We start from the raw sequence: 15,111 nt of genomic DNA on the forward strand, positions 1-15,111 counted from the left end.
GGAGTGGCTCAGTTGGTAGAGCGACACCTTGCCAAGGTGTAGGTCGCGGGTTCGAATCCCGTCTCCCGCTCCAGTAAATGACCGGTCACATCCTGTGAACCGGTCATCTTTTTTCTTGAAACTAAGTATAATAGAAAGCAATTCTGACTGCTGTGATACGTTCATGATATGGTGATACCAATCGTTTCTAGGTTAGTCGCGGAGTCATTGTGTACCTGCCTCGCAGCAACATTCGTCGCATCCTTGCTCTGACCCTGCCCGGTGGCATTTCGCTTGGCTTACTGCTCTATGCGCTGATCAGTACCGTCGTGCCGCAAGCAGGCGACTCGCCACCAGTCGCCTTTGTGGTTGCGTTACTCTTCGGCGGCGTGATCGGGTTGGCGCTTTCGTTGGCGGCATGGATCAGCTTGCGCTATGCGCTCGTGGAGGCGCGCCGGCATGCCGCTCTGGTGTTGCAAGCTGATCTACCGCCAGTGACCGATCGTGATCCACTAGTGGCGCTACGGCAAACCGTAGCGGATTCCATCGCGGCTGTGCCGCAGCCGCCGGCATTGGCGATTTTGGCTCAGCGGCTCAGCGCGGCGAATGATCGCGACGCGATGGTCGCAGCAGTGGCGGAATGTTTAGCCAGTCATTTGGCGGTGCGGGGTGCGGTTTTGCTGTTGCACGATCCCGAACGCGGCATTTTGATCCCTTCGGCGAGTTGGGGCTTGGTCAGTGTGAACCGGGCCGTTACCTTTGACATAGATGGCAGCGCGATCGGGCGCGCCGTGCGCGAGCGCCGCTCAGTAAGCTTTTCGAGCGTGCAGATGCGTAGCCTGCTTGCCGCAACATCGCCACAAGCGTTAACGGTTACGAGTTGGCCATTATGGGTGCAGCAAACCCCCCTTGGCGCTCTGTGCCTGATGATCGCCGGCGCTGATGTGCGCCTGAATGAAGCGCAGCAGCAGTTGATTGAGCAAGCGGCAGTGCTGTTCACCGTCCATCTGCAAGCTTCAGTCTACCGGCAATGGTTCGATCGCGAGCAACGCCGCTTGTCTGCGTTCGAGCAGATGATGACTAGCGTGGTCGAACAACCTGACCTCGAACGGGCATTGGGGCAATTGCTCCGGATCGCCGCCGACGTGACCGATTCCAGCCATGGCACGTTGCTGCTAATCGATGCCGAATCGTTCACCCTCCGCACCCGCATCACTTTAAGCGGCGGTGATGGGTTGCCGCTGAATCTCGCTGCAGCGCCGATCCTCAAGCATGGGTTGGCCGGCTGGGTTTTGCGCACGCGCCGCGGCGCTATTATTGATGATATTGAGCGTGATACGCGCTGGATCCCCACGCCGGGGTTAGAATTGATGCGCTCGGCGTTGGCAATGCCACTGTTTCACGGCAACCGTCCGTTAGGGGTGTTGACGCTGGCTGACCCAACTCCTTATCGCTACAGCCAGCGCGCATTAGCCCTTGTTGCCGCCTTAGCAGCATACGCCGTGGCGATGATGGTGCGCCATCGCTACGAAGGAATTATCGAGCCGCCGGAAATCACGCAGGCACGCCAATTATTGGGTATGTATCTTGCGCCTGAGGTGATCCGCGATCTGCTTGCCCATCAAGCGAAAGCGATGCAGGCGCTGCAACCACATGTCATTACTGCAACCCTGCTCTATACTTGTCTGCGCGGCGTGGATCGCCTCACTGATTTGACGGTGCATCAATTGATCGAACACATTGCCAACCCGTTCCACACTGAATGCCGGGCCATTGTCTATCAGCACCAAGGCGCGTATGTCGCAATTGATGAACGGAGCTTTTGCGCCATCTTCGGCTTTCCGCAACCACGGTTTGACGATGCGCCAAGAGCGTTGCAGGCCGCGCAGCAGCTACAGACTGCGATCGCGCGCCTGCGCGGGCAGTGGCGCCAGCAGTTTGGCACTGATCTCGTGATCGCCGGTGGCGTTACCACCGGCCAACTCGCCGTGGGTGTGCTCGGCGGCGATCAACCGGCAACCATAGCATGGACGGGTGCGGCAATGCGCGAAGCGCGCCGGTTGTGCCAATTGGCGCGTAACGATGAGGTTGTCGTCGCTGCTTCTGTGTTGAAAATGACGCAGTCTGGGCAATTTACCCTTGAGCCATTAACGCCAGTCAGTTTGCAGAACGGCGATGAACCGATGCCGATTTACCGACTGGCCAGTTATGCATAATCACTATGAATGAGCGATTGCCGGTCATCAGACGATCAGATTTGAGCACCCAAGGATTGCTGCGCATCGCAACCGCGATTGAAACAGCGGCAACTCTTGATGAGTTGCTGATGCTCGCGCTGAACGAGTTTGTGCAAGGGCTAGGCGTATCGCTCTGCGGCGTGTTGCAGCTTGATGCCAGCGGCGAGACAATAGCGTTGGTCAGCACCTTTCCGCCGCGCGTTTCGTTACCGCCGCCAATCCCGCTGCGCGATTTGCCGCTGATGCAGCATGCTTTGCAGCATCGCCAGTCGTTGCAGATTGCAGATATTGCTGAAATTTTGCAGCAGGGTAATCGCGCGCCAACTGCGATCAATTTGTTGCAGGCACTGCTTGAGGCGCAGGTGCGCTCACTCTTGATCATTCCGTTAGTGGCGCAAGATCGGGTGATTGGCGCCTTGGCCTTCGCGACCCTGCAGCAACCGCGCCGGTTTGATGAGCAAGAGGTGAGCATTGCTCGCCTGATGAGCAGCCAATTGGCGGCGGCCATCACGGCTTTCCGCACCATTGAGGAAGCGGAACATCGCAACGCCGAGTTGGCGACGCTGAACGATATTGCGGCGGCGGTCAACTCGTTGCTCGATCCGCGTGACATTTACCATCTAGTGATGGAAAAAATTAACCAGTTCTTCCGCGTTGATGCCGGTTCATTGCTGATGCTTGACGAAGAGACCGGAGAACTGGTGTTTGTAATGACCTTGGAAGAGGGGAAAGAGAAGCTGGTTGGGATGCGCGTCCCGCCGGGGTTGGGGATCGTGGGCTATGTGGCGCGTACCCAGCAATATGCGATTGTGCATGACCCTGACAACGATCCGCGCTTTTACCGCGCGGTCAGCGATGGGATCGGCTATGATGTGAAGTCGATCCTCTGTGTGCCGATTGTGGTTAAAGGTCGTACCATTGGCGTGATCGAGCTGCTCAATAAGCGCACCGGCCATTTCACCGAGGAAGAAGCGATCCGGCTCAACCGGATGGCAGCGACGATCGGGATTGCACTCGAAAATGCGCGCCTCTTTCAACAGGTCAGCACCGTGCGCGATCGCTTCGAGGCGATTGTCAATTCGACCAGCGACGGCATTTTAATGGCCGATATGCGCGGTGTGATCGTGGCCAGCAATCTGGCGGCTGCGCGGCTGTTCTACCGTTCGCGTGACGAGTTGATTGGCCGCCGGATCGATGACGTGATCGCCGAATTGATGGCGCGAGCGCAGGTGGTCGAAGAACCGGCATGGCTGAATGATGGCGCGCCGCATCGGGTGGTTGAGATCGAATTGGCGGAAGGGCCAGTGCGCTACTTGCGCCATACCATTCTGCCGGTACGCGATGCCGGCGGGATGCAAATCGGCCAACTAGCGCTGTTTGAAAATATCGAAAAAGATCGTGAGCTGGCCCGGCTGCGCGAAGATTATACCGGCATGCTTATTCACGATCTGCGCGCGCCGCTGACCGCCATTATGAATGGGATTATGATGGTGCAGCGCGGTTTGGGCGGGCCGGTTTCACCCCAACAACAAGAATTGTTGAGCATTGCCCATCAGGGCAGCCAATCAATGCTTGAAATGGTCAACACCCTGCTCGATATCAGTAAGATGGAGCAGGGACGGATGACGTTGAATCTTGAGCCTCTGTCGCCATACGCGGTCGTTGATGAGGCGATCGAGCGTCTGCAAGCCTCAATACAGCAGCGCCAGATTTCCTTGTTCCAAGACCTGGCCGTCGGTTTGCCGCCGATCGAAGCTGACCGTGAGAAGATCGTGCGGGTGTTGCAGAACCTGATCGATAACGCGGTCAAATTTTCTCCTTTGGGCGGCAGCGTCGCGATTGGCGCGCGCCATCTTTCCCTGCCGGTCAGTATTAATGGGGGGACGCATTCGCAGATTCCCTTATCATTGCCAGCGTTACCAGCCGGTGAGTGGCTGATCTATTGGGTGCGCGACGAGGGGCCGGGCATTCCGCCCCAATACCATGCCCGCATCTTCGAGAAATTTGGCCAAGTGCAGCAGCACAAAGTGCGTGGGACTGGTCTTGGCCTGACCTTTTGCAAACTAGCGGTCGAGGCCCATCATGGCCAGATCTGGCTGCGCAGCCGTGAGGGAATGGGCAGCACGTTTGCGTTTGCGTTACCGGTTGCGCAGTGATCCCGCTTCATCCTACGAGAGATGACGAATCTGTTAACAAGACCCCCTATTGCATGTGACCATCATCGGCTATACTGGCAACGAGTCGTCGCCGCACACCTAGTTAATGGCTCAACAGGGGGGTGACGCCGTGCGGCAAGTGATACGTATCCTGCGCTCACGCATTCAATATACTATCATCCTGCCCTATCTCTTGCTGATGATCATCGTCATGCTGGTGGGATCCGGCATTGCCATGACATTGGTAGCCGGTAGTTGGCAAGAGCGCTTCAATAACCAGCTTGGGCAAGTTGCGCGTAACTTTGCCGAAACATTTGCGTTGCGCGAAATTAGTAATATTGCTTACCTCGGCCAGATTGCCTTTACCGCTGCCAATGCTGATACCGGCGCCCCGGCGGTAGTTGATGCGATAGCGCAGCGCGATGAAGATGGGCTTGCTTTAGCGTTACGTGGCTTGTGGACGCTGGGCCAGAGCAATGAGAACGTCGCTCCGGATCGGCTTATCATCTTTGACCCCACTGGATTGGCCTTGCTCGATTGGGAACGCGCGCCGGGGAGTGATGCCCCTGTCCGTTATGTGGGTACGAACCTTGCTGGCTCGCCGCTGGTCGAGAACGTGCTGCGCGGCGTGCAGACGACGATCGGCGCTGATGACGCGCTTGGTGACAAATACAGCGGATTAATTGCATTTCGCCAGCCTGATGGCAGCGATGTGCTGCATTTTTTTACTGTTGCTCCAGTCTATGCACGCTCCAATAATAACCAATCGCCCCAGTTGCTTGGTGGTCTATTGGTCGCGCAACGGCTCGATCGCACCTTGGCCTTCCTCCAAAAACGTAGTCAAGCCGAATTAACGGCCTTGTTGAATAGCGATGGCACGCTGCTGGAAACGACTGCCCCCGCGAGTTTTCTACCGGTGTTACGGCTCGATCCGGCTCAACTCGCGCTATTAGCCGAGATTAATGAACACGGGACGTGCCTTGATATTGGCAATCTGAGCGGTCGCGTAGTGACGCCGGTTGAACGAGTCAACGTGCCGGCTTGCTCGTTGCTTACGACCGCCCGTGTGGGTGATTACGAATACCAACTGGTGTATGCGCCGCTGATCATCCGCGGCGCGCAGAGCGGTTATTTTGCCGTCGGCCTGTCACGCGATTTTATTTTGAGCGCGTGGGCCAGTAGCCGCAATGCGGTATTGGGGGTGACAGCGACCTTAGCGCTGGCTGCGGTGTTTGTCGGATATTGGGTGGCGCGTCGCATTACCCGCCCGCTTGATGAATTGGTGTCGGTAGCCGATGCGGTAAGCGCTGGCCAGCTCGATCGCCGCAGCGTCATTGCCGAAGAGAATGAATTCGGCCGGCTGTCGTTAGCCTTTAACCAGATGACGGCTCACCTGTTGCATTTGTATCAGACGAGCCGGCAGCTCAATCGCGAACTACGCATCGAGTCGATCTTGCAGATTGCTACCGCCAGCGCCGCCGATCTGCTGCCGCAGATCGAAGCGATCGCGGTTGTGCCGGCGCCTGACGGGTGGCAATTCCGATTGCGGCCTGACTCTCCGCAGCGCTACGCGGTGCTGTCCAGCCGCCGTCTCACCACATTGGCCATGCCGGGTGAAACTCAATTGACGCCCTACGCCGACGTAAACCTTACGGCTGTTGGGATTGCCAGTGCGTTGGCGATCCCATTGCAGCAAGATCAGCTAACGATTGGCGGGCTTATCTTTGCCCATCCCGAACCGGACGCCCTCCCAACATCAGTATTGCCCCATTTGCAGGCGATCGCCAATATGACCGCGGTGGCATTGGTAAATGCGCTGTTATATGAAGCCGCGCAATACGATGCTGAACAACGACGGGCTATTCTCGCCTCGATCAGTGATGGAGTGATTGTGAGTGATGCGCGAGGCCGGATTGTATTAATCAATGCTACGGCTCAGCAGATGTTGCAGCCAGTGTTGCCGGTCAACGGTGAGTTGCACTTGCGTCAATTGCCGCTCAATGGGAGTGAAGCTCGCTCAGAATTGTTTGGCCGGCCTGATCAGATGGTCAGGATAGGCGACCGCTTTCTGACGATCAGCAGGTCACCGGTTCGCCTCGCCGATGGCAGATTGTCAGGCGAAGTGATCGTTTTACACGATATCACGGCTTCGATCCAGATCGATCGGGCGAAGACCGATTTCATCGCGACCATTTCCCACGAACTGCGCACACCGCTCACCGTCGTGCGTGGTTATACCGATCTCTTGCTGAAGCAAGCAATCCCAGTATCTGATGCCGAGCAGCGCGAGATGTTAGAACGGATCCGGCAGAGCGCCGTCCAAATGACCCATCTGGTCAATAATGCGATTATGGTGGCCAATCTCGATTCGGGTCAAGTCGAGACCAACCTGCAGGCGATTAAATTGGCGCCAATTGTTGAAGCGGCGCTGCTCCCGTTGTACGCCGCGTTTCGCGAGCGTGGCGTGCAAGTCACCCTTGCGTTGCCTGAAGATCTGCCATTGGTGCTGGCAGATCGAGAACTATTAAAGCAAGCGCTGAGCCAATTGCTCGACAATGCTCGGCGCTATGTGCCGCAAGGTCGTGTGTTGATCAGCGCCGGCATTGCGGGCAGTGACGTTTGGGTGGCAGTTAGCGATACTGGCCCCGGTATTCCCGAGGACGTGATTGGGCGGCTGTTCACTCGCTTTCAACGGGTGGACGGAAATAATTCCGCCCAACGCGGCGGCGGGCTTGGCCTCGCGATCGCGCGCCAATTGATAGAGCTACAAGGAGGAACGATCACTGTGACGAGCATCCCCGGTCAGGGGAGCACCTTTACCATCCGGTTGCGTTGCGCAAAGGAGCAGAGCCGTGCAGTCGCTGGGTAACAGCCAGTGGCCAACTAAACGCGATTATTTGCGCTGGATGGTGGTGGCAGCGTTGGTATGCGCGCTGCTGCCGGTAGCGTGTGTGGTGCAACTCGTCTTTTGGTTCCTCACCCCGGTGAATGAGCCGTTTAAGAGCATTAGCGCGGCGAATGCGTTGAGCGCCTACGAACCATTTCCGGCTGATCTCAGCTTTGCGCCGCCGGCCAGCGATTTGCCCAATCTGGCTGCGACCGAGATTGCGCGCCGCACACAGACGCCAACGAGCCAAGCGACCCGGTTTTCACCGGCGCCGATTGTAGAGGTGCCGCCACCGCCGGTACGGATCGATCCGGCATCGCCAACCGCGACGCCAACCACAACAGTGACCGCACTGCCGGCTGGCGGCGGTTTGCCGCCGCTTACTCCGACACCCACCCCAACGGCCAGCGGTATTGGTGTGCTGCCCAGTCCGGCGACACCCGCAACGGCAACACCAGTGGCGATAACACCAGCGACGCCAGCCGTGCCGGAAGTTCGGCCTAGCCCGACATCGACAACCCTAGCTGCAACGGCAACGCTGCGACCGTCGCCATCAGTGACGGTAATACCCTTACCAACGGTGACGGCGACAGGCACTGTCACACCGACGCTAACCGTTACCCTGACACCGACTTTCACACCGACAGCGACGGCCACAGCACGTCCGCAACCCACGGCGACGGCGACGCCCACGGCGACGGCGACGCCCACGGCGACGGCAACCTTCACACCGACGCCAGTCGCGGTAGTGTCGGTGCAAATCATCCAACCAGTGATTGAGGGAAATCCGCCAACGGTTACTAGCCGCGAAGTTGTCGTTGAGTTGCGCGAAGCGGCCAACAATGAGGTAGTCGTGACCTATGAAGTTGTGGAGGGCACAACCAATCCAGCAACGTCTAATAGCGATTATCGCGTGCCGGGAGGAACGACCGATACATTAATCTTCCCAGCCGGTTCGCCTACCGGCACTGTACGCACGGTGACGATAGAAATTAATGGCGATACGATTGATGAAGTGGATGAGACGATCATTTTCCGGCTGACAGGAATCAGTGGCGGTGTCCTGTTCCCCGGCCAGAGCGAGCAGGTCTTGACGATTATTGATGATGACGTCACGAGCGTGAGCATTAGCCCGGCTGAGGTGCAAGAAGGGCCGGCGGGGACAACGACCCAACTCGAATTTAGTCTGAGTCTGAGCAATACGCAGCGGGAAGGAACGCTGCGTGTGCGCTATCGGGTGTTGCCTATCTCAGCAACACCCGGCGAGGATTACCTCGCAACAACGCGGGGTGAGCTGATCATTCCACCTGGTGATAACAGTCCAGTGATTATCGTGACCGTGATCGGTGATGATATTCGCGAACTGGACGAATTCCTCGAAGTGGTGCTCGATGAGGTAATCGGTGGCGCATTGGGCAGTACGGTGCAGGCCATTGGGATTATTCGTAATGATGATTAGCTTTGATCCGGCGGTTGATCGGGTTGGCGCGGGAAAAGGAACCACAACCCGAGCTCCAACGCAATAGGGATGAAGGCTAGTGCAATCAGTGGCGGCCAGATTGGGCTAAGTGCGAAGTAGAGCGCGAGCGGCGGGATAGCGAGAATCAGGGCGAAGACAGTCATCGCGAGATTGCCCCAGCCGACCGCTGCCACCACCCCAAACACGGTGAGCACCACAATCACCGCATCGCTGCACGTATTGAGGGCCGGACGGTTGTAGCAACTGTTGAGCGCCGACGGTACGGCGATGTCGAACATGACCCCTTGTACTTCAAAGAAGGTTGGCAAGAACACCCGACGAAGGGCGAAGAGCACTGCGCCAAGCGCAATGACGATGTAGGCGCGGATGAAACGGTGGGTTAGGATTGGCGGGATACGCATGGTGTTTTGAGATAGTTATCACCAACCACATTGCGGTACGGGCACGTTGTGCGAATGTCACCCAAGATATTGGGGATGTATCTTCTGTGGAGTGCGGCAGGCTCACTACCGCACTCCAGACCACCAGTACGACAGTAGCGGCAGTGGGTACTGTCGCACTCCAGAGTGACGAATTACCCGACCACGACGTTCACTAACCGTCCGGGAACCACAACGACATTCCGGATCGGTTTGCCGTTGATAAATTGCTGGACTCGTTCGTTCTGCAGGGCCAATTCACGCAACTGCGCTTCGTCAATCTCGACCGGCACAGTCAGCTTACCGCGCACCTTACCGTTGACTTGGAAGACGATTTCGACCTCTTCCTCGGCGGCGACGGCGGGATCGGCGACTGGCCAGCGTTGCTGGTGGATGCTGTACGGCCTGCCGAGCCGCATCCATAGCTCTTCCGCGATGTGCGGCGTGATCGGCGCCATCAGCAAGAGCAGGATTTCGATCGCCTCGTTCCACGCCGGGGCGCCGGTCAAGCCAGCGTCACGCGCGCGGTACAGCGTATTAGTAAACTCCATCAGTGCGGCGACCATGGTGTTGAACTTAAAGTTCAAGATGTCATTCTCAACGCGCTGGATGGTCTGGTGGGCCACGCGCCGCAACTGGCGCTCGCTCATAGTGGCGTTGCTTTGGCCACGTTCAGCGGTGGGGTAGAGCACAATCCGCCATACCCGGTCGAGCCAGCGCTTGACGCCGGGCACACCGTCGGTGTTCCACGGCACCGACAGCTCGAAGTCGGAGATGAAGGCCTCGTAGCCACGCAGTGCGTCAGCGCCGTGCTCGGCCACCACCTCGTCGGGAGTGATGACATTGCCCTTCGACTTCGACATCTTCTCGATGATGATCTGGCCCTCAACCTCGCGCGGCGGAGCCAGAATGAGGCCCTGATTGCGCAGACAGGTGAACGGTTCAAAGAACTTGACCACTCCCAAATCGTAGAGCACCTTCGTCCAGAAGCGGGCGTAGAGCAGGTGCATGACGGCGTGCTCGGCCCCGCCGACGTACATGTCAACCGGCAACCAGTAGTCAAGCGCCTCAGGGCTCGCCAGCGCCTTGTCGTTGTGGTTGTCAGCGAAGCGCAGGAAGTACCACGACGAACAGGCGAACGTTCCCATGGTATCGGTCTCGCGCCGGCCCCGGCTGCCGTCGGGCAGGGTCACATTCACCCAGTCATCGATCAGGGCCAGCGGCGAATCGCCGGTCGCCGTCGGTTCATAGCTCTCGACGTTGGGCAGGGTGAGCGGCAGGGCATCATCGCTGAGCGCGACTTCCAACCCGTCTTCGCGGTGGACAATCGGGATCGGCGTGCCCCAGTAGCGTTGGCGGCTGATTAGCCAGTCGCGCATCTTGTAGTTGGTGCGGCCTTTGCCAATGCCCTGTTGTTCGAGGTAGGCGATCGTCTGCTCGATGGCCTGAGCGGCGGGAGCGCCGTTGATCGGGCCAGAGTGAATCGGCGTGCCGAGTTCATCGTGGTAGATCAGGTCACGATAGGCGGGAATCGAGTGCAGATAGGCCATCGCCGACGGAATCTCGGCGTTGCCGGTCGCAGCGCGCAAGCGCGTGGTGATCTGTTCATCGGCAGCGATCGAGTCAAGATCGAACACTGCATCGGGGAAGATGAACAGCCAACCCGACCCGGCCACTTCCGTCCAGCCGTTGCACAGGCGCGGCTGCACGATGGCAGCGTACTCACGCGCTCGATCGCCGGACAGCTCGACCAGCAGATTGCCGTCATCTTGGGTGGTGACGGTGAAGCCGGCGGCGCGCAAGGCATCGGCAGTATCGGCTGCAATCGCCTCGGCGCGCAGCAGCGAGCGAGCGGCGTTATCGGGCCGGCTGATGACCGGAATGATCGGCAGATCGTATTTCAGCGCAAAGGCGAAGTCACGCTCGTCGTGGGCCGGCACAGCCATAATCGCGCCGGTACCGTACCCCATCAAGACATAATCGGCGATCCAGATCGGAATCCGCGCGCCGTTGACCGGATTAATCGCATAGCCACCTGTCCAGACGCCAGTCTTTTCTTTCTCTTCCGCCACGGCGGTCGTGGTCGGACGATAGCGCGCCTGTTCGACATACGCCTCGACCTGCGCGCGCTGCCCTGCGGCCGTCACCTTCGCCACTAGCGGGTGCTCAGGCGAGAGCACCATGAAGGTTGCCCCCCACAACGTGTCAGGGCGCGTCGTAAAGACGATAATCGGATCGCCGGCCTCAGTGTGGAAGACCACCTCGGCGCCGCGTGAGCGCCCGATCCAGTTGCGCTGCATAGTGACGATCCGCTCCGGCCAATCAACCGTATCTAGATCGCGGTCGAGCCGGTCGGCGTAAGCGGTGATGCGGAAGAACCACTGCTTGAGTACCTTACGCTCAACCTTAGCCCCGCTCCGCCATGCGGTGCCATCGGGCAGCACCTCTTCGTTGGCCAGCACCGTCTTATCAACCGGATCCCAATTCACCACCGCTTCACCGCGATAAGCCAAGCGAAAACGGCGCAAAATCTCTTGGCGTTGCAGCGGTGTCGCCGCGCGCCACTCCTCTGCTGTCACCTGCGGGTCGGTCAAGGCCAGATCGAGCCGGCTGGTGCCATACTCAGCCAATTCCGCTTCCAGCTCGCTGATCGGGCGGGCCTTGTCGACTCGTCGGTCGTACCACGACTGGTACAGGCGCAAGAAAATCCACTGCGTCCAGTGATAATAATCAGGTTCAGAGGAGGTAATCTCGCGATCCCAGTCGTAGCTCAGGCCGAGCATATTCATCTGGCGCTTGTAATTGGCGCTGTAGCGGCGAGTGAGCACGGCGGGGTTGGTTTTGGTCTTAATTGCCGCATTCTCGGTCGGCAGGCCGAAGGCGTCCCACCCCATCGGGTGCAGCACATTGTAGCCGCGCATGCGGTAATAGCGGGCGACGACATCGGTGGGCACGTAGTTGCGGCAGTGCCCGACGCTAAGGCCGTCACCGCTGGGGTAGGGGTAGAAATCGAGCACGTAATATTTTGGTTTGGCGGGATCGATCGGCGGGGTACGGTAGAGCTGGTCGGCGGCCCACTTGGCCTGCCACTTGGCCTCGATCGCGGCGGGATCGTAGCGTTCAATCTGAGTCTTGTCGGTTTTGGTGTCGCTCATACGATTCAATACCTCTTGAGGTGAGCATGCAAAGACGGATCAAATTGACAATTGGGCCATTACTAAGGCCATCAAGGCTAGAGTCGGCCATGCGCTCACCTCCTTTCACGGTGCAAAAGCGAAGCGTCTTGCTGCATTATAGCAAAAAAAGGCGCAGAGGATGGTAAACGCAAAGACGCAAAGGTCGCAGAGATATGTATGAATGTTGGGGCAAGCGCGTTCATTGGCTTCCCCACAAAAACCTTTGCGTCCTTCGCGCCTTTGCGTTTCGCCGCTTGACGTTTAGCAGATACGCGGCAGTTGTTCGCCAACGAGGGTGTCAACCACGCGCATGCCGCCGATGCCGGTGCGGGCCACGACCACGCCGGGGTGATCGGCGGTGGCATAGCCGATCAGGGCAGCGTCGCGACCCAACGGGTCAGCGCGCATAGCGGTCAGCAGGCGTTCGGCGTCGTCGCGCGCGACGAAGGCGATGAGTTTGCCCTCATTGGCAATGTGGAGCGGATCCATGCCGAGTAGTTCGCAGGCGGCTTGGACGGCGGGCGGCACTGGAACATCGCGTTCGATGATTTCGATGCCGAGCTGGGCATCGGCGGCGATCTCGTTGAGCGCGGCGGCGACGCCACCACGGGTGGGGTCGCGCAGGGTGTGGATGCGGGCGCCGCTGGCGAGCATGGCGCTGACAAGGCCGTGCAGCGCAGCGGTGTCAGAGACCACCGGCGCGCCGAATTCGATCCCTTCGCGCACACTGAGGATGGCGACGCCGTGCAGGCCAATTGGCCCACTGACGATGATCGCGTCGCCGGGACGGGCTTGCTCCGGGCCGATATTCACGCCTGCCGGGATGAGGCCAAAGCCGGTGGTGGTAATGAACACGCCGTCGCCGTGACCGCGATCGACCACCTTGGTGTCGCCGGCGATGAGGGTAACGCCGGCCTGCTGGGCAGCGCGACCCATACTCTCGGCGATCACACCGAGTTGATCGAGCGGCATGCCCTCTTCGAGAATGAAGCTGGCGGTCAAGGCCAACGGCTGCGCTCCCATCATGGCAATATCGTTGATGGTGCCGTTGATGGCCAGTTCGCCGATATTGCCGCCGGGGAAGAAGAGCGGGCGCACGACGAAGCTGTCGGTTGAGATCGCTAACCGCGCGCCGCCGATCTCGATGTTGGCAGCGTCAGCGAGCGGGCCGCGCGGGCCGCCGAACGCGGGCAGGAAGAGGTGGTTAATCAGTTCAGCCGAGAGCTTGCCGCCGGCGCCGTGACCCATCACGATGGCCGGATAGTCGCGCAATGGCGCCGGGCAGACCCAGTTGCTAAAGTCGAGTAGTGCGGTCATAGGGTGCAATCCTTACAGTCAGGCGCAGAAGGGGCAAAGGCGCAAAGATTTTTTAACGCAAAGGTGCAAAGAGTGCAAAGGTTTGGGATGGGATGGTGTTGTTAGGGCGGTGGTTTGTGGACACGACATCGTATTGATCTTTATCGTATACAGGGCAAGGATATTGTCATACTTATTACAGATCCATCCAAATCCTTAGCGTCTTTGCGTCTCTGCGTGTATCCACACTCTGCGTCTTTACGAAGCCGGACAGCCGTCCGGATCTACTGATCCTTGGCTCGCTCTGCGCCTTAGGGTGACGATGCCACGCCGATCGTGTTCGCAGGTACAAACCGGCCATACTGATAATAGGCCGCACAAGCCCCTTCACTCGACACCATGGTCGCACCGAGCGGGGTGCGCGGGGTGCATTCTTTGCCGAACGCCGGGCATTGGTTAGGCTTGAGCAAGCCTTGCAACACCTCGCCGCTGCGGCAGAGGGTCGACTCAGCAGTCTGGATGTCGCTCACGTCGAAGCGGCGCTCAGCGTCGAATTCGGCGTAGCGTTCGCTCAGCCGCCAGCCACTGCGTGGAATCACGCCGATCCCGCGCCATGCCCGGTCGGTGACGGTGAAAACATCGGCCAGCATCTGTTTGGCGGCAACGTTGCCTTCAGGGCGGACAGCCCGCTCGTAAGCGTTGTCGAGCTCGGCGCGGCCCTGCTCAAGCTGGAGGATCACGCGGCGAATGCCTTCGAGCACGTCGAGCGGCTCGAAGCCGGTAACGACAATCGGCACGCGGTATTTCTCGACCAGCGGACGGTACTCTTCGGTACCCATCACGCTACAGACGTGGCCGGCGGCGAGAAAGCCTTGGACGCGGTTGGTGGGCGATTCCATAATCGCGCTGATGGCCGGAGGCACCAACACATGCGAAACCAACATCGAAAAATTCTTGAGGCCGAGACGGGCCGCCTGATAGACCGCCATGGCGTTGGCGGGAGCGGTGGTCTCGAAGCCGATGGCGAAGAAGACGACTTGGCGGTCAGGGTTTTGCTGGGCCAGCTTGACCGCATCGAGCGGCGAGTAGACAATCCGCACATCGCCGCCTTCGCTTTTGATGCGGAAGAGGTCTTTGCGGCTGCCGGGCACGCGCAGCATATCGCCGAACGAGCAAAAGATCACACCGGGTTGGGCGGCAATGGCGAGCGCCTTGTCGATAATCTCGAGCGGCGTGACGCAGACCGGGCAGCCGGGGCCGTGGATCAGCTCGATTTCCGGCGGCAGCAACTGGTCGATGCCATTGCGAATGATCGAATGGGTCTGGCCGCCGCAGACCTCCATAACTGCCCAGTGCCGGGTGGTGATACGCCGGATCTGATCGAACAGGCGGCGGGCCAAATCAGGATCGCGAAACTCGTCAAGATATTTCATCGCATGCTCTCCATTCAATATCAATGCGTAGACGCAAAGGTTTGTAAC

At 59.0% G+C, this 15,111-nt stretch carries 8 protein-coding genes; 4 read left to right on the top strand and 4 right to left on the bottom strand.

Annotated features, from left to right (window positions below):
• The first annotated feature begins 209 nt into the window (after positions 1-209).
• The 4 genes from U9R81_RS04905 to U9R81_RS04920 all read left to right on the top strand — a co-directional run bounded on the left by U9R81_RS04905 (position 210) and on the right by U9R81_RS04920 (position 8,718).
• Positions 210-2,195 (top strand): GAF domain-containing protein, encoded by a 1,986-nt coding sequence (locus tag U9R81_RS04905; RefSeq protein ID WP_322494397.1) that lies wholly within the window; start codon positions 210-212, stop codon positions 2,193-2,195.
• Positions 2,196-2,200: 5 nt separating this feature from the next.
• On the top strand, positions 2,201-4,372 hold the full coding sequence (locus tag U9R81_RS04910; protein WP_322494398.1) for a GAF domain-containing protein: 2,172 nt from the start codon (positions 2,201-2,203) through the stop codon (positions 4,370-4,372).
• Between the two features lie 139 nt (positions 4,373-4,511).
• The gene (locus U9R81_RS04915) at positions 4,512-7,241 is read left to right on the top strand and encodes a sensor histidine kinase (protein WP_322494399.1); all 2,730 of its coding nucleotides are present in this window, start codon (positions 4,512-4,514) and stop codon (positions 7,239-7,241) included.
• Complete coding sequence (locus U9R81_RS04920; protein ID WP_322494400.1) at positions 7,225-8,718, top strand: Calx-beta domain-containing protein; 1,494 nt, start codon at positions 7,225-7,227, stop codon at positions 8,716-8,718. The genes U9R81_RS04915 and U9R81_RS04920 overlap by 17 nt, the downstream gene beginning before the upstream one ends.
• Here the strand turns inward: U9R81_RS04920 and U9R81_RS04925 are convergent.
• The 4 genes from U9R81_RS04925 to hypD form a co-directional block, all read right to left on the bottom strand.
• Entirely contained in the window at positions 8,715-9,140 is a 426-nt protein-coding gene (locus U9R81_RS04925) for a hypothetical protein (RefSeq protein ID WP_322494401.1), read from the bottom strand. The genes U9R81_RS04920 and U9R81_RS04925 overlap by 4 nt on opposite strands.
• 173 nt (positions 9,141-9,313) lie before the next feature.
• Positions 9,314-12,313, bottom strand: a complete 3,000-nt coding sequence (locus tag U9R81_RS04930; RefSeq protein WP_322494402.1) for a leucine--tRNA ligase — start codon at positions 12,311-12,313, stop codon at positions 9,314-9,316.
• A 282-nt stretch (positions 12,314-12,595) separates the two neighbouring features.
• On the bottom strand, positions 12,596-13,651 hold the full coding sequence (hypE, locus tag U9R81_RS04935) for a hydrogenase expression/formation protein HypE (RefSeq protein WP_322494403.1): 1,056 nt from the start codon (positions 13,649-13,651) through the stop codon (positions 12,596-12,598).
• A gap of 290 nt (positions 13,652-13,941) precedes the next feature.
• Positions 13,942-15,063 (bottom strand): hydrogenase formation protein HypD, encoded by a 1,122-nt coding sequence (hypD, locus tag U9R81_RS04940; RefSeq protein WP_322494404.1) that lies wholly within the window; start codon positions 15,061-15,063, stop codon positions 13,942-13,944.
• Positions 15,064-15,111: the final 48 nt, after the last annotated feature.

This window comes from Chloroflexus sp., assembly GCF_034435895.1.
GTDB lineage: Bacteria > Chloroflexota > Chloroflexia > Chloroflexales > Chloroflexaceae > Chloroflexus.

Coding starts and splice junctions, on each gene's coding strand:
- U9R81_RS04910 (WP_322494398.1), top strand. CDS start 2,201: ATGAATGAGCGATTGCCGGTCATCAGACGATCAGATTTGAGCACCCAA.
- U9R81_RS04925 (WP_322494401.1), bottom strand. CDS start 9,140: ATGCGTATCCCGCCAATCCTAACCCACCGTTTCATCCGCGCCTACATC.
- hypE (WP_322494403.1), bottom strand. CDS start 13,651: ATGACCGCACTACTCGACTTTAGCAACTGGGTCTGCCCGGCGCCATTG.
- U9R81_RS04930 (WP_322494402.1), bottom strand. CDS start 12,313: ATGAGCGACACCAAAACCGACAAGACTCAGATTGAACGCTACGATCCC.
- hypD (WP_322494404.1), bottom strand. CDS start 15,063: ATGAAATATCTTGACGAGTTTCGCGATCCTGATTTGGCCCGCCGCCTG.